General features: G+C 71.7%; 15 protein-coding genes, 2 tRNA genes and 1 pseudogene. 7 read left to right on the top strand and 11 right to left on the bottom strand.

From position 1 onward, the window contains the following. On the top strand, nucleotides 1-547 hold a 547-nt coding region (locus ACRDSK_RS02600; RefSeq protein WP_431438236.1), incomplete at its 5' end, for a GMC family oxidoreductase. Beyond that, on the top strand, nucleotides 544-2,052 hold the full coding sequence (locus tag ACRDSK_RS02605) for a patatin-like phospholipase family protein (RefSeq protein WP_431438237.1): 1,509 nt from the start codon (nucleotides 544-546) through the stop codon (nucleotides 2,050-2,052). The genes ACRDSK_RS02600 and ACRDSK_RS02605, both read left to right, overlap by 4 nt. Here ACRDSK_RS02605 and ACRDSK_RS02610 read toward each other — a convergent pair. The 5 genes and pseudogenes from ACRDSK_RS02610 to ACRDSK_RS02630 form a co-directional block, all read right to left on the bottom strand. Continuing rightward, on the bottom strand, nucleotides 2,020-4,830 hold the full coding sequence (locus tag ACRDSK_RS02610) for a helix-turn-helix transcriptional regulator (protein ID WP_431438238.1): 2,811 nt from the start codon (nucleotides 4,828-4,830) through the stop codon (nucleotides 2,020-2,022). The two genes, ACRDSK_RS02605 and ACRDSK_RS02610, sit on opposite strands and share 33 nt — an antisense overlap. A gap of 46 nt (nucleotides 4,831-4,876) precedes the next feature. Then, nucleotides 4,877-5,512 (bottom strand): RNA polymerase sigma factor, encoded by a 636-nt coding sequence (locus ACRDSK_RS02615; RefSeq protein ID WP_431438239.1) that lies wholly within the window; start codon nucleotides 5,510-5,512, stop codon nucleotides 4,877-4,879. Between the two features lie 131 nt (nucleotides 5,513-5,643). Next, a pseudogene (locus tag ACRDSK_RS02620) lies at nucleotides 5,644-6,279 on the bottom strand (sodium:proton exchanger); the annotation flags it as partial. Nucleotides 6,280-6,402: 123 nt separating this feature from the next. Next, nucleotides 6,403-6,476, bottom strand: a tRNA-Ile gene (locus ACRDSK_RS02625). A gap of 70 nt (nucleotides 6,477-6,546) precedes the next feature. After that, on the bottom strand, nucleotides 6,547-6,786 hold the full coding sequence (locus tag ACRDSK_RS02630) for a hypothetical protein (protein ID WP_431438240.1): 240 nt from the start codon (nucleotides 6,784-6,786) through the stop codon (nucleotides 6,547-6,549). Between the two features lie 146 nt (nucleotides 6,787-6,932). Here ACRDSK_RS02630 and ACRDSK_RS02635 point away from each other — a divergent pair, with 146 nt between their 5' ends. Then, complete coding sequence (locus ACRDSK_RS02635) at nucleotides 6,933-7,415, top strand: hypothetical protein (RefSeq protein ID WP_431438241.1); 483 nt, start codon at nucleotides 6,933-6,935, stop codon at nucleotides 7,413-7,415. Nucleotides 7,416-7,617: 202 nt separating this feature from the next. Here ACRDSK_RS02635 and ACRDSK_RS02640 read toward each other — a convergent pair. Then, a tRNA-Asn gene (locus ACRDSK_RS02640) sits at nucleotides 7,618-7,690 on the bottom strand. Between the two features lie 135 nt (nucleotides 7,691-7,825). On the opposite strand from ACRDSK_RS02640, the gene ACRDSK_RS02645 reads away from it, so the two are divergent. Together ACRDSK_RS02645 and add are read left to right on the top strand one after the other, a co-directional pair. Next, on the top strand, nucleotides 7,826-8,071 hold the full coding sequence (locus ACRDSK_RS02645) for a hypothetical protein (RefSeq protein WP_431438242.1): 246 nt from the start codon (nucleotides 7,826-7,828) through the stop codon (nucleotides 8,069-8,071). Nucleotides 8,072-8,096: 25 nt separating this feature from the next. Then, a complete protein-coding gene (gene add, locus ACRDSK_RS02650) occupies nucleotides 8,097-9,101 on the top strand; it encodes an adenosine deaminase (RefSeq protein WP_431438243.1) in 1,005 nt (334 codons plus the stop codon). Here the strand turns inward: add and ACRDSK_RS02655 are convergent. After that, on the bottom strand, nucleotides 9,046-9,951 hold the full coding sequence (locus ACRDSK_RS02655; protein WP_431438244.1) for a superoxide dismutase: 906 nt from the start codon (nucleotides 9,949-9,951) through the stop codon (nucleotides 9,046-9,048). The two genes, add and ACRDSK_RS02655, sit on opposite strands and share 56 nt — an antisense overlap. A gap of 142 nt (nucleotides 9,952-10,093) precedes the next feature. Here ACRDSK_RS02655 and ACRDSK_RS02660 point away from each other — a divergent pair, with 142 nt between their 5' ends. After that, the gene (locus ACRDSK_RS02660) at nucleotides 10,094-12,256 is read left to right on the top strand and encodes an MMPL family transporter (RefSeq protein WP_431438245.1); all 2,163 of its coding nucleotides are present in this window, start codon (nucleotides 10,094-10,096) and stop codon (nucleotides 12,254-12,256) included. Here the strand turns inward: ACRDSK_RS02660 and ACRDSK_RS02665 are convergent. Genes ACRDSK_RS02665 through dnaG form a run of 3 tightly spaced genes read right to left on the bottom strand, consistent with a single transcriptional unit; the run spans nucleotide 12,253 to nucleotide 15,476 of the window. Further along, nucleotides 12,253-13,020, bottom strand: coding sequence for a trans-aconitate 2-methyltransferase (locus ACRDSK_RS02665; RefSeq protein ID WP_431438246.1), 768 nt, complete (start codon nucleotides 13,018-13,020; stop codon nucleotides 12,253-12,255). The two genes, ACRDSK_RS02660 and ACRDSK_RS02665, sit on opposite strands and share 4 nt — an antisense overlap. A gap of 33 nt (nucleotides 13,021-13,053) precedes the next feature. Next, a complete protein-coding gene (locus ACRDSK_RS02670) occupies nucleotides 13,054-13,578 on the bottom strand; it encodes a hypothetical protein (protein WP_431438247.1) in 525 nt (174 codons plus the stop codon). Further along, complete coding sequence (gene dnaG, locus ACRDSK_RS02675) at nucleotides 13,575-15,476, bottom strand: DNA primase (protein ID WP_431438248.1); 1,902 nt, start codon at nucleotides 15,474-15,476, stop codon at nucleotides 13,575-13,577. The genes ACRDSK_RS02670 and dnaG overlap by 4 nt, the downstream gene beginning before the upstream one ends. A 72-nt stretch (nucleotides 15,477-15,548) precedes the next feature. On the opposite strand from dnaG, the gene sigJ reads away from it, so the two are divergent. Then, nucleotides 15,549-16,475 carry an RNA polymerase sigma factor SigJ gene (gene sigJ, locus ACRDSK_RS02680; RefSeq protein WP_431438249.1) on the top strand — a complete coding sequence of 309 codons (927 nt, stop codon included), beginning with the start codon at nucleotides 15,549-15,551 and terminating at the stop codon, nucleotides 16,473-16,475. Here the strand turns inward: sigJ and ACRDSK_RS02685 are convergent. Continuing rightward, entirely contained in the window at nucleotides 16,456-17,055 is a 600-nt protein-coding gene (locus tag ACRDSK_RS02685) for a carboxymuconolactone decarboxylase family protein (protein ID WP_431438250.1), read from the bottom strand. The two genes, sigJ and ACRDSK_RS02685, sit on opposite strands and share 20 nt — an antisense overlap. Nucleotides 17,056-17,081: the final 26 nt, after the last annotated feature.

Below are 17,081 nucleotides of genomic sequence, written 5' to 3' on the forward strand. Positions count from 1 at the left end.
CGTCCGGGCGGCCGCCGCGCGCGTGGCCGACCGGCTGGCCAGCACGCCGCGCAGCCAGATCGCGGCGGAGGTGAACGCGGTCCTGAGCGACCAGAACCGGTCCGCGGGAGTGCTGCCGCTGCTGGGCATGGGACGCGACGTGCCGGACGGCAGCCTTCGGCTCCGCGACGGGTGGCTCGACGTCGACTGGGAGGAGACGACGTCACGGCCCTACCTGGAGCGGCTCACCTCGACGATGTCCGCGGTCGCCGAGGAGCTCGGCGGCAGGCTGACCCTGAACCCAACCCGGCTGCTGCGCCGGCTGATCACCGTCCATCCGCTCGGTGGTTGCCCGATGGCCACCGACAGGCGCCGCGGGGTCGTGGACGACCACGGGGAGAGCTTCGGACACCCCGGGCTGTTCGTCGTCGACGGGTCCGCGCTGCCGGGACCGGTCGGCGCCAACCCGTCGCTGACCATCGCGGCGCTGGCCGAGCGGTTCTCCACCCGGGTGATCGACCGGCTGGGCGCGGCCCGCCGCGCTGACCGGCAGGCGGTCGGCGCGTGAGCGCCCCGGCTCGGCGCGCGTTGGTACTGGCCGGCGGCGGCATCAAGGTCGCCTACCAGGCCGGCGTCCTGCAGGTGTGGCTGGACGAGGCCGGCATCGACATGCACGCGGCGACCGGCGCCAGCGGCGGCACGCTCAACCTCGCCATGTGGAGCCAGGGATACACGGGCAAGCAGATCGCCGACGCGTGGCGCGCGTACCGGCCACTCGACGCCGCGAGCCTCAACCCCAGGATGCTGCTCCACGGTCCCTTCTGCCCGTCCATGATGACCCAGCGCGGGTTGCGCAAGCGGGTGTTCCCGGGGTTCGGCCTGAACTGGCATGCCATCCGGCACTCCACACGGCAGGCCTCGTTCGACACGTACAACTTCACCGCTCACGAGCACCGGCCCGTGCCGGCGGCCGAGATGACCGAGGACCTGCTCGCCTCGGCCGTGGCACTGCCGTGGTGGTTCGACCCGGTCCGGATCGGCTCCGAGACCTACATCGACGCGGTGTTCGCCACCGATGCCAACCTGGACGAGGCGATCCGGCTCGGCGCCACGGAGCTGTGGGTGGTGTGGACGGTCAGCACGCGGGGCATCTGGCGCGGCGGCTTCGTCAACGGCTACTTCCAGATGATCGAGGCGATGGCCAACGCGGGGCTGCGGGCCGCGCTGCGCCGCATCGAGGACAGCAACGCCGCCATCGCCGCCGGCCGCAAGGGGCAGTACCCGCACCCGGTGACCGTTCGCCTGCTGGCGGCGGAGGTGCCGCTGCACTACCTCGTCGTCCTGCGGCGCAGCCAGGTCCGCCGCGCTGTCGAGCTGGGTGTGCGAGACGCCAGGAAATGGTGCGCGGCCCACGGGATTCCCGTGACCGGGACCGCCACCGCGCCGCGCAACGGAAACGGCAGCGGTCCACCACCCGGGAAACCGGCCGGCATCTCCTTCCACGAGCGCATGTCCGGGCAGCTGCGCGTCGCCGACCTGCCGCCCGAGAAGTCACCCATCGAGCTTCGACTCGACGTGACGATCACCGACGTCGACCGGTTCATGGCCGACCCGGCACACCCCGCGCACGTGGGCGGCGACGTGACCTGCCCCGCCCTGGGTGAGCGACTCCCGATCCGGTCGGGCACCGTGAACCTGCTCGTCGAGAAGGCCGTCGGGGACCTGCGCATGAGCTACGACCTGACCGTCACGGACGGGCGGGGCCGGACCCTGCGGATCCTCGGGACCAAGCTCGTCCACCGCGACACCCGGCTGGACCTGTGGCGGGACACGACGACGCTGTACACGACCGTGCACGACCTCGCCGACGACACCGAGATCGCCGCCGGAGTACTGCGGCTGTCACCGGCCGGACTGTTGCGCCAGCTCGCCACCATGCGCGGCAGCGGCCGGCGTCCGGTCGGCGCGCTCGTCCGGTTCCTGAGCTTCTTCCTCGGCCGGCTCGCCGACACGTACCTGACCTCGCCGGCGCGCCGGGCACTACCGGTCTGGCTGCGCCATGTGGGGAAGTAAGGACGGCGCGTCGACATCGTCGGCCGCCATCATCCGGGCCAGCTCGCTGCGCGACCGGATCGTCAGCTTCCGGTAGATGCTCGACAGGTGGTACTCGATCGTCTTCGACGACAGGAACAGCTGGGCCGCCGCCTCGGCGTTGGTCGAGCCGGCGGCCACCAGCAGCGCGACCTGGGTCTCCTGTGGGGTGAGCCCGGCGGTGGTGGCGTGCGGGCGGTGATCGGCGGCCCGGGCCGCACCGCCGACGGCGCGCAGCTCGGTGAGGGCACGTTCGGCGTAGGCCGCGGCACCCAGCCGTTCGAAGAGATTGGCCGCGCGTTCCAGGGCCGCCCGCGCGTGCGCCCGCTGGCGATCGCGGCGCAGCAGCTCGCCGTAGGTCAGCCAGGTCCGCGCCTCCTCGAACGGACTCTCGGCCCGGGCATGGTGGTCGAGCGCCTCGTTGACGGCCGACACGACGTCCCTCGGACTCGTGGCGAGCAACGCCCGGCCGCGCGCCGCCCGAGCCATCGCGATGGGCCGCCCGGAGCGCCCGGCCTCGGCCTGGAGCACGGCTTGGGCCGACTCGGCCAGCTCCCGCCTGCCGCACCGCACGCCGGCCTCCACCGCCTCCGCGGCCCAGCCGAGCAGCAGCGGATCGCCCAGCTGGTTCGCCGCGGCGAAGGCGGCGACGCGCGCCAGATGGTGGGCCGCGACCTCCGGGCGCCCGGAGCCGAGCTCCAGGAGCGCCAGCGCGATGTCCGCGCGCACCTCGACGATCCGGGCACCCGTACCGGCGGCGATCTCCACCGCGCGGGCCGCGTGCTCGCGACAGTCCGCCTCCCGGCCGAGACCGGCCTCGACCGTCGCCAGCGCCACCATGCTGTTCGGCAGCTCCGTCCGCCAGCCCGTCTCGTCCGCCAGCCGGGTCGCCTCGCCGGCCGTGGACAGCGCGGCCGACCAGGCGCCCTCCCGCCAGTGCGACAGGGCCTGCGCGCTGAGCTGGAAGGGAAGCAGTCCCACGGCCCCGGCGTCGCGGGCCGACTCCACCGCCCGCCGGTAGCAGCGCCGCGCCTCGGCCGGCTCCTCGACGCTCTCGAACGCGAGGGCCGCGATCAACAGCGCCTGGTCGGCCGCGAGCGGGTCGTAGTCGTGCAGGTGCGGCACACACCGGTCGAGCAGCTCGCGGGCGGCCGCCCGCCGGCCGAGCGACCCGACGGCGAGCGCGTGGACGAGCAGCGCCGGCATGATCAGGTCGTCCGGCAGACCGTCGAGCAGCTCAAGCGCCTCCGCGGACGTCGCGGCCGCGGACGCCAACTCGCCGAGCATCACCGTGAGCATCGACGCGTGGCTCAACATCACCGCGGCCCAGATCGGCTCACTGCCGGCCAGCCGGTGACCTTCCTCGACCAACCGGTCTCGTGCCACGACCGGCCTGCCGCTCCACATCTCGATCCGGCACCGAATGTGCACAGCCTGACGCAACAGGTCGGGCGCGGACGTCTCGGCGCTCAGCCGGTCCAGGATCGCCAGCCCGGCCTCGATCCGGCCGGCCTGCTGGCTCACCTCGGCCGCGATGAGCATGCGGCGGGCCCGGTTGTCGCCGGCCGGGCTCAGCCGCGCGGCGACGTCGTACATCTCCATGGCGGTGGCGTAGCCGCGCCGCGCCGCGGCGGAGTCCGCGGCCTCCTGCAGCTGGGTGGCCACGCTCTCGTCGGGCACGGTGGTCGCCGCGGCCAGATGCCACACCTCGCGTTCGGCGGCCCGCGGAGTGCCCTGCCGCGCCATGATCAACGCCGCGGTGCGGTGCGCCTCGCGCCGGTCGCCCGGCGAGGCCAGCTGGTAGACGGCGGAGCGCACCAGAGGATGGCGGAAGCCGGCGGTGCCGGCTTCGATGCGGACCAGTCCGGCGATCTCCGCCGGTTCCAGCGCGACCATCGACAGTCCTTGTGCCTCCAGCAGCGGCTGCAGCGTCTCGGTCTCCCCGCCGCAGATCGCGAGCAGGAGGAGGGCCTTACGGGTCGACATCGGGCAGCGCCGCAGGCGCTGGTCGAACGCCTGCTCCAGCCGCCGACCGATGGTCAGTGGCGTGATGGGCGAGGCGGCGCTCGCCTGCTCGGTCAGCTCGAGCAGGGCGAGCGGGTTTCCCATGGTGTCGGTCACCAGCCGGTGCAACACGGCCGGATCCAGTGCGTGGGCGTGGCGCTCGAGCAGCCGGCCGGCGTCCGCCTCGCTCAGCCCCGTGATCGCCATGTTGGGCAGGGAGTCGAGCCTGGTGGCCACGTCCGGATCGGTGTCGACGGCCGGCCGCGCGGCGATGACGACCGCGGCCCGCTCGGCGTGCAGGCGACGGCTGGCGAACACGATCGCCTCCAGCGACGGCAGGTCCAGCCAGTGTGCGTCATCGACCGCCAGGAGCACCGGCCCACGCTCCGCCGCGGCCGCGACCAGCCCGAGGGTGGCGGCGCCGACGCCGAGCCGGTCGCCACCCGAGGCGTGTTGGAGGCGCAGCGCGCCCGCCAGGGCCGCGCTCTGCGCCTCGGGCAGCTCGGGCATGAGATCGAGAACCGGCTCGAGAAGGCTGCTGAGCCCGCCGAAGGACACCTGGGACTCGACCTCGTGCCCCTGTGCGCGCAGCACCGTGAACGAGTCGGCGACCGCCTGGCCGACGACCGAGGTGAGAATGGCGGTCTTGCCGATCCCGGCATCGCCACGAATGACGAGCACCCCGGCCTTTTCCTGTCGAGCCCCCGCGGTCAGGTCGGCAAGAATCGCTGTCTCGTGGGTTCGCCCGACGAGCATGGCGGCAGTCTAGGCCCGAACCGCGAGCAGCACATCTCGAATGTTCTCAAGCCGCGGACCATCGCGTGTGCACACCTAGTGTGTCGAGTTCGCCACGCAACCGAGCCAAACACCGTGCCCTGGTCGGGCCGATGCTGCCGACCGGCAATCCCAAACTCCGGGAAATACGTGAATACGAGGGTCGGGGCTCGGCCATCAGCTGGTTGAGGAGTACCTGATCTCGCATCGAGAGTTTCCGCCACGCGGCCGTCAGCAACGTCTGCTGTTCGGCGCGCAGCGTCTCGTCCTCCGGGCCAGGTACCTCGGCGCACAGCGGTGCCACGACGTCCGGCTGGTCCGCGTCGGACTGGAAGTCCCGCGGCTCCGTCGCCTCACGGTTGCGGAGTTCGATGTGCCGCAGGGATTCGCGGCGCGCGATGCTGCGCAACCAGGCACCGAAGGCTTCCGGGTCGCGCAGCGCGTCGAGATGGGAGACCGCCGACAGCCAGGTCTGCTGCACCACGTCGGCACAGCTCTGAATGTGCAGCCCGTGTGCTCTCGCGATGCGCCACAACGACCTGTCGTAGCGGTGGAAGATCTCCCGCCAGGCGGCGGAATCTCTCGCGCGGGCACCTGCGACGAGCTCGGCGATCGCGGCGCCTTCCCCAACCGCGGACGCGGCAGAATCGTGGACGAATGTCATATCTTCCGGCCTCCCCCAAGAGTGCTGGGGAGAGCCTATGGAAGATTGGTTCCGTCCGTATCCGGGAAATCCCTAGGCGACCCCCTAACCGAACCCCAGTCGGTATCAGACGCGTAGTTCCACCCTCGCTGTCAGTCCGCTGTGGACGAACGCGATTCCGCTCGGTTCAGCTCGGTGAACGGGGTGACGGTGCCGTCTCTGGCGACCCGGGCCACGGCGTGCCGGTGGCGTGCCAGTTGGGCGACGGCGAGCACGGCGTACACCGCCGACAGCACGACGATCACCACTCGGTTCGCTTCCGGGGTGAGCAGGATGCTGGCCGCGAACTGGACGGCGAACAGGGTGAACAGGGCCGTCGCGCCGACGTAGGTCAGGCCGAGGTCCATCAGGATGCTCACGGCGAACAGCGACTGCGCGGCGGTGATCAGCAGCTCGAACCGCTGGTGGGTGTCCAGCGGCAGTCCGTGGGAGCTCATCGAGGACAGCGCGAACACCACCGGAATCGTGCCGACCAGCAGGGTCCACTGGTTGACCTTGCTGGACAGCAGGGTGCCCAGCGAGTGCGATGCCTTGAGCCGCACCGCGTACAGGCAGGCGACGATCAGTTCCGGCGACTCACTGGCCAGCGGGGCCACCCACTGGACGAGCAGGAACTGGTCGACGCCGAGCTCGGTGCCGGAGTCGACGAGGTTCGTCGCGAAGTGCTCGGCGGTCGCCAGGATCGCCCGCGTCAGGGTCGTCAGCGCTACCCAGCTCGTCCCGGTCTTCCGGGTTCACCACGGGCCACACCAGCGCCCAGGAACCCACTGACGACGACCCCGACCCCGCAGCAACCCCACCCCACCGCGCTGATCAGGCGCATGACTCGGTTCGCGCAATGGGCGGGGCAGTGGGGCGGGTGGGGCTCGAACCCACGGCCAAAGGATTATGAGTCCTCTGCTCTAACCGACTGAGCTACCGCCCCAGAGAGGTCGCCACGATGTGGCCGGGCTTGTCCTCGGGGCAAACCTACACGGCGCGATGGTGCTCGTGGGTCACGACCCGTCGGCCACCAGTTGGGCGTACGGGATGCCGTCGCCGTACTTGGCGGTCACTTTGCAGATCACGCGGATCCTGCCCGCGCGCATGGGGTCGATGCCGTTCACCGCGTTGCGCAGGGTGCCCTCGGGAAACGAGTCCTCCCCCAGCGCGCTGCACTCCGCGGCCAGGCGCGCGACGGACCAGTTGTGCTCCTCGAGCCACTCCCGGATCCGGTCCCGGTTGAGCTTCGGCATATCACAAGTCTGCGGTACTCTGCGGAGCTTGTCAAATCGATCTACCAGGTATAACAGCGATACTGCGGAACTCTGCGGACTCAGATTGCGGAGACGAGCGGAACTGAGGACTGGACATCTGCGGAACTCTGCGGCATTCTGCTGCCATGCCGAACCTGAGAACCGCTGACTACTCCGAGGCCGCACGCAAGCGACTGGGGGACGCCGTCGCCCAAGCCCGCCGCGCGGCGGGACACACGTGGCGGACCACCTTCCGCAAGGAGGCCGCCATCGGGATTCGGAGCCTCGAAGCCGTCGAGCGCTACGAGCCCAAGGTCGGGGTCGACATCCTCGAGCGGATCGGCCGCGCGCTCGGCCGGCACTTCCGCGACTGGAACGCCGACACCCCGCGCGTGATCCTCGAGGGCGGCCCCATCCCGTCACACGAACCCGCGCCCCGCGCGGTCATCGACATCCGCTGGGCCGCCAAGGAAGAGCTCGCCACACTGCTGGTGTCCGGAGTGGACGCGATGGCCTTCTCCCGCAAGGTGCGCCACTGGCAGCGCCGCTTCGCCGAGGAGGGCTTCGCGGAGGAGGACCTGCACGAGGTGATCAAGCAGGCGGAAGACGAGGCGGAGGCGCCCACGTAGAGATCCTCCAGTTGGAGCTACCTGCGCGTCGGTCGAGTGGCTTACGTCTGGCCGGGGTCCGCACGCTGTCCGTTGTTGTTGTCCGACAAGGGAGAGACAACTTCGGTGATCCGGTCACCTGTAGGTGTGGCAGGTGGACGACCACGCTCGCCACGGACATCCGGACCGATGAGCTGGCCGCGTGCCTCTGACGAGGTCTGTGCTCCTCCAGTTGGACTCGAACCAACAACCCTTCGGTTAACAGCCGAATGCTCTGCCAATTGAGCTATGGAGGATCGTCCGCCGGCCCCGGCCGGCGGACACCAACTCTAGCGTATGGCCGCGACCGGGTTCCGAACCACCCGGCACGCCACCCCGATCTGCGGGAAGATGGCAACGCACAGCAGGTCGAGCCGTTGGAGGCGATGAGGATGAAGGCGTTCGTACTGGGCGCCGCGGTCGGGTACGTGTTGGGGGCCAAGGCGGGCCGCGGGCGCTACGACCAGATCATGCGCACCTACCGCAGGATCGCCGACCACCCCGCGATCCAGGGCGCCGCGGGCGTCGCGCGGGCCAAGATCGGCGAGAAGACCGGGCTCGGCCGGCGGCACAAGTCCGCGCCGCAGCAGAGCAACGGCCGGCGGAACGTGAGTGAACCCGCCTACCCAACCCCCTGACCCGGAGGCCCCCGCGCGCCGCGACGTGCGGGGGCTTCCCAAGGCTCAACTGCACCTCCACCTCACCGGCGCCATGCGTCCCGCCACCCTCCGCGACCTCGCCGGTCGCCACGGCCTGGCCATCCCTCCCCCGCTGCCGCCCGCAGCCGGCACCTGGGCCGACTTCCAGGACCGCTACGACGCCGCCCGCCAGGCCATCCGCACGCCGGCGGACGTCGCCCGGGTGATCGCCGAGGCCGCCGACGACGACGCGGCCGACGGCTGCGGCTGGCTCGAGCTCCAGGTCGACCCCACCTCCTACGCCGCCGCACTCGGCGGGCTCGCGCCGGCGCTGGAGGCCGTCCTCGCCGGCGCGCACGCCGCGGCGATCCCGGCCGGCGTGGTCGTCGCCTCCAGCTGGACCCGCTCCCCCGAGCACGCCACGACCCTCGCCCGCCTCGCCGCCACCTACGCCGGCCACGGCGTCGTCGGGTTCGGCCTGTCCAACGACGAGCGGCACGGCAACGTCGCCGACTTCGCGCCCGCGTTCGCGATCGCCGCCGAGGCCGGGCTGCTCGGCGTCCCGCACTCCGGCTTCTACACCGGCGCCGAGCACGTCCGCGCCTGCGTCGAGCACCTGCACGCCGCCCGCCTCGGGCACGGCACCGCCGCGGCGAACGACCCGGCCACCCGCGACCTGCTGGCCGAGCGGCAGGTGGCGCTCGAGATCTGTCCGACCTCCTACCCGCCCTTCGGTGTACACGAGCTCACCGACATCCCGCTCCGCACGCTGCTCGACGCCGGCGTGCCGGTGGCCGTCGCCACCGACGACCCGCTGCTGTTCGGCGTCGGCCTGGCAGGTCAGTACTCGATCTGCCGCGACGTCCTCGGCCTGACCGACGCCGAGCTGGCCGGCCTCGCCGCCGCGAGCATCCGGCACTCGGCCGCGCCGCAGCCGCTCAAGGCCGAGCTGCTGCGGCGCGCCGAGCGCTGGCTCACGGACGAATCGCCACGACCTGGTACGGCACCGTCGGCCCCGGCTCGGTGTTGAACCGCGCGTTCGGCAGGTACAGCCGGCCGGCGAACGCCCCGACGGTGGTCGGCACGTCGAACCGCTCGTCGGTCAGCACCTGAACCTGACGCGCGCTTGTCGCCGAGCGGTTCAGCCGCAGCTCCACCACCGCGTTCGCCTGGTTGCGCACGACGTAGAGGGTCCGGCCGCGCAGCAGCATGCCGTCGCCGTTGGCCAGCGGCTCGGCCAGCTCGACCGCCCGCGACACGCCGGAGGTCGACACGCGGAACAGCCCACCGGTGTTCGACTGGACGACCAGCAGCCCCGTGCCATCCGGTGTGCGGGTGATCCCGTTGACGTTGAAGCCCTGCTGGTACACGAGATCGCCGGTGATCGGCACGACCTCGGCCCGCGCCGGCAGCTTGCCGTGGCGCAGCGGCAGTTTGTACAGCACCGGGTTGAGCGAGTCGGTGAACCATGCGGCAGACGGGGTCAGCACGACGTCGTTGACGAAGGCGGCACCGGAAGCCAGCTGGTAGCTCCGCAGGATCTCGCCGGTGCGCGTGTCGACCACCCGCGCGTCGCCGGCGGCGCCGCCCGAGACGAACAGCCGGCCGCGGGCGTCGGTCTTCAGCCCGACCGACGGGGTTCCCGGGCCCTTGCTCACGATCTTGCCGCGCCCGGTGACCAGGTCAGCTCGGTAGATCGAACCGTCGGCGAGCGAGCCGAGGTAGGCGACCGGGCCGGGGCCGATGGCGATGCCCTCCGGCTGGAAGCCGTTGGGCAGCGCGATGGTGGTCGGGAAGTGTCGGCTCGCCGATGCGCTCGGCGCGACCAGCGTGCCGGCGAGAGCGACGATCACGAGCGGAAGTCCTACGCGTCGCAACATCTCGAGTGTCCTTCGGTTGTTGAAGCGACAACTGACATCGGGTCTACGCCTGCCGCCCCGGAAGGGTTCAGAAACCTCAGTGCTTTCTCAGTACCTCCCCGATAGCGTCTCGCCCGACTCGTACATCGCTTGGGGAGGCTTGATGTTCGAACGGTTGGGCAGATTCGTCGTACAAAATCCATGGAAGGTGATCGCCGGCTGGCTGCTCGTCACCGTGGCGATCGTGACGTTCGCGCCCGCGTTGGGGGACGTGGTGACGCGCGACCAGTCCAACTTCCTGCCGACCGACTACGAGTCGGTCCAGGCGGGTGAGCTGGCCGAGCAGGCGTTCGGCCAGCAGACCGCGGGCAGCGCCACGATCGTGGTCCGGCGCGCGGACGGCCAGGCACTCACCGAGGCCGACCAGGGTCGAATCGGCGAGCTCGCCGAGCAGCTCGACGCGGAGGGCATCGACCGGGTGGCCGACGTCCAGACCAACCCGCGGGCGGTGTCGCCGAACGGCGAGGTCCAGCTGGTCAACGCCATCTTCGACGGGCCCGCCAGCGACGACCCGGCGCTGCTGGACGCGATCGCGTCGATCCGCGAGACGACCGACACCTCGCTGGACGGAGCCGGGCTCGAGCACGCGGTCACCGGCGACATCGCGATGTTCGCCGACAACGCCGACGCGTTCGACACGGCGTTCCTGATCGTCGGCGCGGTCACGATAGTGCTGATCATCGGGTTGCTGCTGCTGATCTACCGCAGCCCGGTCGCCGCGCTGCTGCCGATCGTCACGGTCGGCCTGGTCAGCACGATCTCGCCGGGGCTGATCGCGTGGTGCGCGCAGGCGTTCGGCTTCCAGGTCGACCAGTCCCTGCAGATCCTGATGACGATCGTGCTGTACGGCGTCGGCACGGACTACATCGTGTTCCTCCTGTTCCGCTACCGCGAACGGCTGCGGGCCGGCGACGCCCCGAAGGACGCGCTGGTGGCCGCGGTGGCACGGGTCGGCGAGGTCATCGCGTCCGCGGCGGCCGCGATCGTCATCGCGTTCAGCGCGTTGCTGCTCGCCGTGTTCGGCGGCTTCCGCAGCTTCGGCCCCGGCCTGTCGATAGCCGTCGTGGTGATGGCGCTGGCCGCGGTGACGCTGATCCCCGCGGTCATCTCGCTCGTCGGCACGAAGGTGTTCTGGCCGTCCAAGTCCTGGCAGCGCACGCCGAAGGGCACGACGTTCCAACGGCTCGGCAGGTTCACCGGCCGGCGGCCCGCCGTGGTGGCGGTCGCGTCCGGCGGTGTGCTGGTCGCGCTCGCGCTGGGCATGTTCGGCTTCGACACCGACTACGACCAGTCCGGCCAGCTGCCGAGCGGCACGGAGTCCGCGCGCGGCCTGGAGTACATGGAGGGCGGGTTCCCGTCCGGCGCGCTGAACCCGACGTCGGTGTACGTGCGAGCGGACGAGGGCCGGCTCGACCCGAACGCGCTCGCGGCCTACACGCAACGGCTCGACGACGTGCCGGGCATCGGCGGCGTGATGCCCGGCACGGCCGGGCCGGCGACCCTGTCGCAGGACGGCACGGTCGCGAAGATCGACCTGCTGCTCGACACGAGCCCGTACGAGAACGCCTCGCTCGACCTCGTCGAGGGCGAGCTGCGCGAGGTCGCCCACGCCGAGGCGCCGGCCGGGTCCACCGCCTATGTCGGCGGCCTGACCTCGGCGTTCGCCGACATCCGGGACGCGAACAACCGGGACCTGTGGGTGATCTTCCCGGTGGCCGGCCTGTTCATCGCGATCGTGCTGGGCCTGCTGCTGCGCAGCGTCGTGGCGCCGGTCTACCTGATGCTGGCCGTGGTGCTCGGCTTCTTCAGCACGATGGGCGCCACCGTGCTCGCGTTCCAGGGCATCGGCGACCGGGCCGGCGTGACGTTCATGCTGCCGATGCTGGTGTACCTGTTCGTGGTCGCGATCGGCACGGACTACAACATCCTGATGATCGCCCGGCTGCGCGAGGAGGCGAAGCTCGGCAACGACCCGCGCACCGCGGCGGACCTGGCGGTGGAGCACGGCGGCCCGTCGGTCGGCGCGGCCGGGCTGATCCTGGCCGGCACGTTCGCGTCGATGATGCTCGGCGGCATCTCCTTCCTGGTGGAGATGGGCTTCGCCGTGTCGCTGGGCATCCTGATCGCGGCGTTCGTGATGTCGATGTTCCTGGTGCCGAGCGTGACCGCGCTGCTGGGCCGGGCCGCGTGGTGGCCGGGCCACGCCGACCAACCGACAAAGGTCCCGCCGGCCGAGCCGCGCGAGCCCGCGCAGGTCGGCTCCTAGTCGGGGACGCGGGCGACGACGAAGACCCGGCGGAACGGGAACCACGTGGTGCCGTCGGCGCGGGCCGGGTAGTCGGCCCGCAGCCGCGGCGCGAGCTCGGCGCGGAACTGCGCCCACTCCGGTTCGTCCAATGTGGACCGGATGGGGCGCAGGGCCGTGCCGGTCACCCACCTCGGCACGGGGTCCTCGCCGGTGAGCGCGTGCAGGTAGGTCGTCTCCCAGGCGTCGACCGAGCAGCCGGCGTCGGCGAGCAGGTCGGCGTACTCGACGGGGTCACGCACCGCGTCGTCCTCGCGCAGCACGACCGGGGCGAGCCGGTCGTGCCACCGCGGGTCGGCGGCCAGCTCGCGCACGCGGACATGCGACGCCGCGGCGAAGTTGCCGGGTACCTGGACGGCCAGCCACGCGCCCGGCGCCAGCTGCTTCACCCAGCGCACCAGGAGCTGCTCGTGGGCGGGCACCCACTGCAGCACGGCGTTGGACACGACGACGTCGGTGTCCGCGCTCGGGTTCCACTCCCGCACGTCGCCGACCTCCGCCGCGATCCCCCGGTCCCGCGCGGCGGCCACCATCTCCGGCGATGAGTCCAGCGCCTCGACCACCGCGCCGGGCCAGCGGGCGGCGAGGGTCTCGGTGAGGTTGCCCGGTCCGCAGCCCAGGTCGGCGACCCGGCGCGGCGCGTCGGCCGGCACGCGGGCGAGCAGGTCGAAGAACGGCCGGGACCGGTGGTCGGCGAAGGCGAGGTAGGTGCTCGGATCCCACATGCGCGCCTCCAGTAAACCGTACGTCCGTACTGTTTACTCTAGCGTCTGCCGGATCATCGACGCCACCTCCGTGGCGATCCGGCGCACAGCGTCCTCGTCGGCGCCTGGGTCGGGGCGGACCTGCAGCACGATGCCGTCCCGGCCGGGGACCTTGCGCTGCACGAACCACGCGCCGCCGCCGGGCAGCTCGCGACGATGGCGCGAGCGGATCGAGCCGTTGACGCGGATGTGCACCACGTCCGGCAGCTTGCCCGCGGTCTCCAGCACGTACCGGGCCGGCGGCCGGTCCGCGAGCAGCACCGCCTCGCCCGCGGTGCCGGTCTCGCGCGCCTCGATGAGTTCCAGCACGCCGTTGCCCCAGGTCACCTTGCTGATCAGGTGCCAGCCCACCCGCCGGGGCCCGTCCTCCGCCGGCACCCACAGGCCGAGGGACGTGGCGAACAGGAACCCGCCGCCACGCAACACCGACGACGCCACGACGTGCTCGTCACGCTCGAGCGAACCGGCCAGCGCCTCCGGCACCCCGCCGCCGAACAGCCGCCGCCACCAACCGGTCACGACATACTCCCGGCGGCCTTCTCCCCGAGCGCCTTGTAGAACTGCTCGAGTGCCACCAGGTCACCCCACAGCACCCGCCACTCGTCCTCGTTCTCGACCGGGGACAGCCGGTGCAGGCGTGCCTTGAGGTCGGCGATCTGCCCGGACAGGAGCTGGCGTTGCAGCGCCGCGAGCACGCCCGCCGCATACCTGTTGATCTCGCTCGGCCGCGCGGGGATGGGCTCCACGGCCAGCTCGGTGACCAGCGACCGCACTGTCTGCGCGGTGCACGCCTTGGCCACCATGTCCAGCAGCTCCGCGCCGGCCAACCCGCTCGCCGAGCCGCCGACGTCGAGGATCGCCTGGTGCAGCGCGGCGTACGCGGGGTGGGTGAACACGTCCAGCGGCAGCGAGTCGTAGACGGGCCCCGCGTGCACCGGTTCCTGGAGGGCGAGCTTGACGGCCTCCCGCTGGACGTGCAGCTGGGGGTCGCGCGGGTTCGGCCGCTTCGGCCCGTCGACGTCCACGGCGAGCGCCGCCTGGCTCGGGTCGACCCGCGGCTGGCGGCCCCGCCGCACCTCGACCGGCGCGCCGGCGGTCTCCCGCACCCGGCGCACGACCGTGGCGGTGTCCTCCCAGCCGACCCAGCCGGCGAGCTGGCGGGCGTACTCGTCGCGCAGCGACGCATCCTTGATGCGCGCCACCATCGGCACGGTCCGGCGCAGCGCGTCGACCCGGCCCTCGGCGTTGTCCAGGTTGAGCTCGGCGAGCTCGGCGCGGATGGCGAAGGCGAACAGCGGCTTGCGCCGGGCGACCAGGTCCTTGACCGCGACCTCGCCCTTCTCCTGGCGCAGCTCGCACGGGTCCAGCCCGTCCGGCGCGACCGCGATGAACGTCTGCGCCGCGAACTTCTGGTCGTCGTCGAACGCCTTGAGCGCGGCCTTGCGCCCGGCCTCGTCGCCGTCGAAGGTGAAGATCACCTCGCCGCGGAAGGCGTCGTCGTCGATGAGCAGCCGGCGCAGCACGGTGATGTGCTCGGTGCCGAACGCGGTGCCGCACGAGGCGACCGCGGTCGGCACGCCCGAGGCGTGCATCGCCATCACGTCGGTGTAGCCCTCGACCACGACGACCTGGTGCCGCCGGGCGATCTCCCGCTTGGCGAGGTCGAGCCCGAACAGCACCTGGGACTTCTTGTAGATCGGGCTTTCGCTGGTGTTCAGGTACTTGGCCTGGATCTGGTCGTCGTCGTAGAGCCGGCGCGCGCCGAAACCGACCACGTCGCCGCCCAGGTCCTTGATCGGCCACAGCAGCCGCCGGTGGAAGCGGTCGATCGGCCCCCGCTGGCCCTCCCGGGACAACCCGCCCTTGATCAGCTCCGCCAGCTCGAAGCCGCGGCCCAGCAGGTGTTTGGACAGCTTGTCCCAGCCGCTGGGCGCGTACCCGCAGCCGAACGTCGCCCAGGCCGTGGTGTCGAAGCCGCGCTCCTCCAGGAACTCCCGGGCCTTGGCCGCCTCCGGCGTGCGCAGCTGCTCGGTGTAGAACTCGGCCGCCGCGCGGTGTGCGTCGAGGAGCCGGGTGCGGGTGCCCTTGTCCCGCTGCCGGCTCGGCGTGCCGCCCTCGTAGGTGAGCTGGATGCCGGCCCGGTCGGCGAGCCGCTCGACCGACTCGACGAAGCTCAGGTGGTCGATCTTCATCAGGAAGGCGATGACGTCGCCGCCCTCGCCGCAGCCGAAGCAGTGGAACGTGCCGTGCGTCGACCGGACGTTGAACGACGGCGTCTTCTCGTCGTGGAAGGGACAAAGGCCCTTCAGCGCGCCGCCGCCCGCGTGGCGCAGCGAGACGTACTCGCCGACGAGGTCGTCGATCCGGGTCCGGTCGCGCACCTGCGCGATGTCGCTCTCCCGGATCCGTCCCGCCACGGTGTCCGAGTCTAGGCGCGCGGTCCGACAATCCGTCGGCAGGTCGCGCCCGGCAGGTCATACGATGGAGGTGTGACGGTCAGCGATGACGTTCTCGCCGAGCAGTTCGCCGAGCACCGGACCCACCTGGTCGGGGTGGCCTACCGGCTCACGAGCACGCTGAGCGACGCGGAGGACGCGGTGCAGGAGGCGTGGCTGCGACTGTCCGGAATGGACGAACAGCGGCGGGCCGAGATCCGCGAGCTGCGGGCGTGGCTCACCACCGTCGTCGGTCGGATCTGCCTGGACCGGCTGCGGTCGGCCGCCGCGCAGCGCGAACGCTACGTCGGGCCGTGGCTGCCCGAGCCGATCGTCACCGCGTACGGCGCCCCGACGAGTGACGATCCACTTGACACCGTCGTGCGCGCGGACGAGGTGCGCATGGCGGCCATGGTCGTGCTCGACGCGCTGACCCCGGAGCAGCGGGTCGCGTTCGTGCTGCACGACGCGTTCTCCGTGCCGTTCGCGGAGATCGGCGAGATCCTGGGCGTCCCCGAGTCGACCGCGCGCCAGCACGCCTCGCGGGGCCGCCGGGCCGCCGCCGACGCGGACGCGCCGCCCCGGATCCCCCTCGACGAGCAGCGCGAGCTGGTCGAGCAGCTGATGGGCGCGATCATCGCGGGCGACCTGCCGAGCGTGGTCAAGCTGCTGCACCCGGACGCGGTGCTCATCGGCGACAGCAACGGCAAGGCGCGCACCGCGCGGCGGCGCGTGGTCGGCGCGGAGAAGATCGCCCGGTTCCTGTTCGGCCTGCTGGAGTCCTACGGCACGGAGCAGATCACCGGCGGCGAGCTGTCGCTGGTCAACGGCGACCTCGGGATGACCATGCCGGACATGCCGGCGGACGGTCACCGTTGGGGGATCTCGCACCGTGCCATCGTGTTCGCGGCCCGCGACGGCCAGGTCACCGCCATCTACGACATGGTCAACCCGGACAAGCTCACCCACCTGAGCCGCTGACCTCCGGGGCGTCGGCCGGCACCGGGATCCGGCACGCGTCGCCGGAGGTGAAGCCCTGGTCGCGGAGGTCGAGCGCGCTGTACATCCGGGCGCGCATGTTCTCCAGCGCGATCTGGTAGGTCAGCTCGAGCACGCCCTCCTGGCCGAACTCCGCGACCAGCTCGGCGACCTGCTCGTCGGTGGCCCGCGTCGGGGTGGCCGACATGGCGTCCGCGTAGGCGATCGCGATCCGCTCCTGGCGGTCGTAGGCCGGCGAGGTCTCGTAGTCGTCGATCTGCTGGAGCCGCTCGATGTCCAGCCCTTCGTGCTTCTGCAGCATCGTGCCGAAGTCGACGCACCAGGAGCAGCCGAGCTGCTGGGCGACCCGGTACACGGCGATCTCCCGGACGTTGTTGGGCAGCACCTTGCTCGCCTTCTCGGCGGCCAGCTCGTGGCGCGCGGAAGCCATGAACAGCTTGCGGTGGCGGGCGAGCACGGTGAACGGCTCGGGCACCGCGCCGAGCCGGCGCTTGGCGTAGAAGTACACGACCCGCAGCAGCGGGCTGGCTTCCTTGGTCGGGACGCCGGGAATCCTGGGCATGATCTCCTCCTCGGTGGTTCACGATT

The sequence above is a fragment of the Actinophytocola sp. genome (assembly GCF_050699915.1).
Taxonomy (GTDB): Bacteria; Actinomycetota; Actinomycetes; order Mycobacteriales; family Pseudonocardiaceae; genus Actinophytocola.

Excerpts from the sequence above, each read along its gene's own strand:
- ACRDSK_RS02610 (WP_431438238.1), bottom strand. The coding sequence starts at position 4,830 with ATGCTCGTCGGGCGAACCCACGAGACAGCGATTCTTGCCGACCTGACC.
- ACRDSK_RS02615 (WP_431438239.1), bottom strand. The coding sequence starts at position 5,512 with ATGACATTCGTCCACGATTCTGCCGCGTCCGCGGTTGGGGAAGGCGCC.
- ACRDSK_RS02630 (WP_431438240.1), bottom strand. The coding sequence starts at position 6,786 with ATGCCGAAGCTCAACCGGGACCGGATCCGGGAGTGGCTCGAGGAGCAC.
- ACRDSK_RS02635 (WP_431438241.1), top strand. The coding sequence starts at position 6,933 with ATGCCGAACCTGAGAACCGCTGACTACTCCGAGGCCGCACGCAAGCGA.
- ACRDSK_RS02645 (WP_431438242.1), top strand. The coding sequence starts at position 7,826 with ATGAAGGCGTTCGTACTGGGCGCCGCGGTCGGGTACGTGTTGGGGGCC.
- ACRDSK_RS02655 (WP_431438244.1), bottom strand. The coding sequence starts at position 9,951 with ATGTTGCGACGCGTAGGACTTCCGCTCGTGATCGTCGCTCTCGCCGGC.
- ACRDSK_RS02660 (WP_431438245.1), top strand. The coding sequence starts at position 10,094 with ATGTTCGAACGGTTGGGCAGATTCGTCGTACAAAATCCATGGAAGGTG.
- ACRDSK_RS02665 (WP_431438246.1), bottom strand. The coding sequence starts at position 13,020 with ATGTGGGATCCGAGCACCTACCTCGCCTTCGCCGACCACCGGTCCCGG.
- ACRDSK_RS02685 (WP_431438250.1), bottom strand. The coding sequence starts at position 17,055 with ATGCCCAGGATTCCCGGCGTCCCGACCAAGGAAGCCAGCCCGCTGCTG.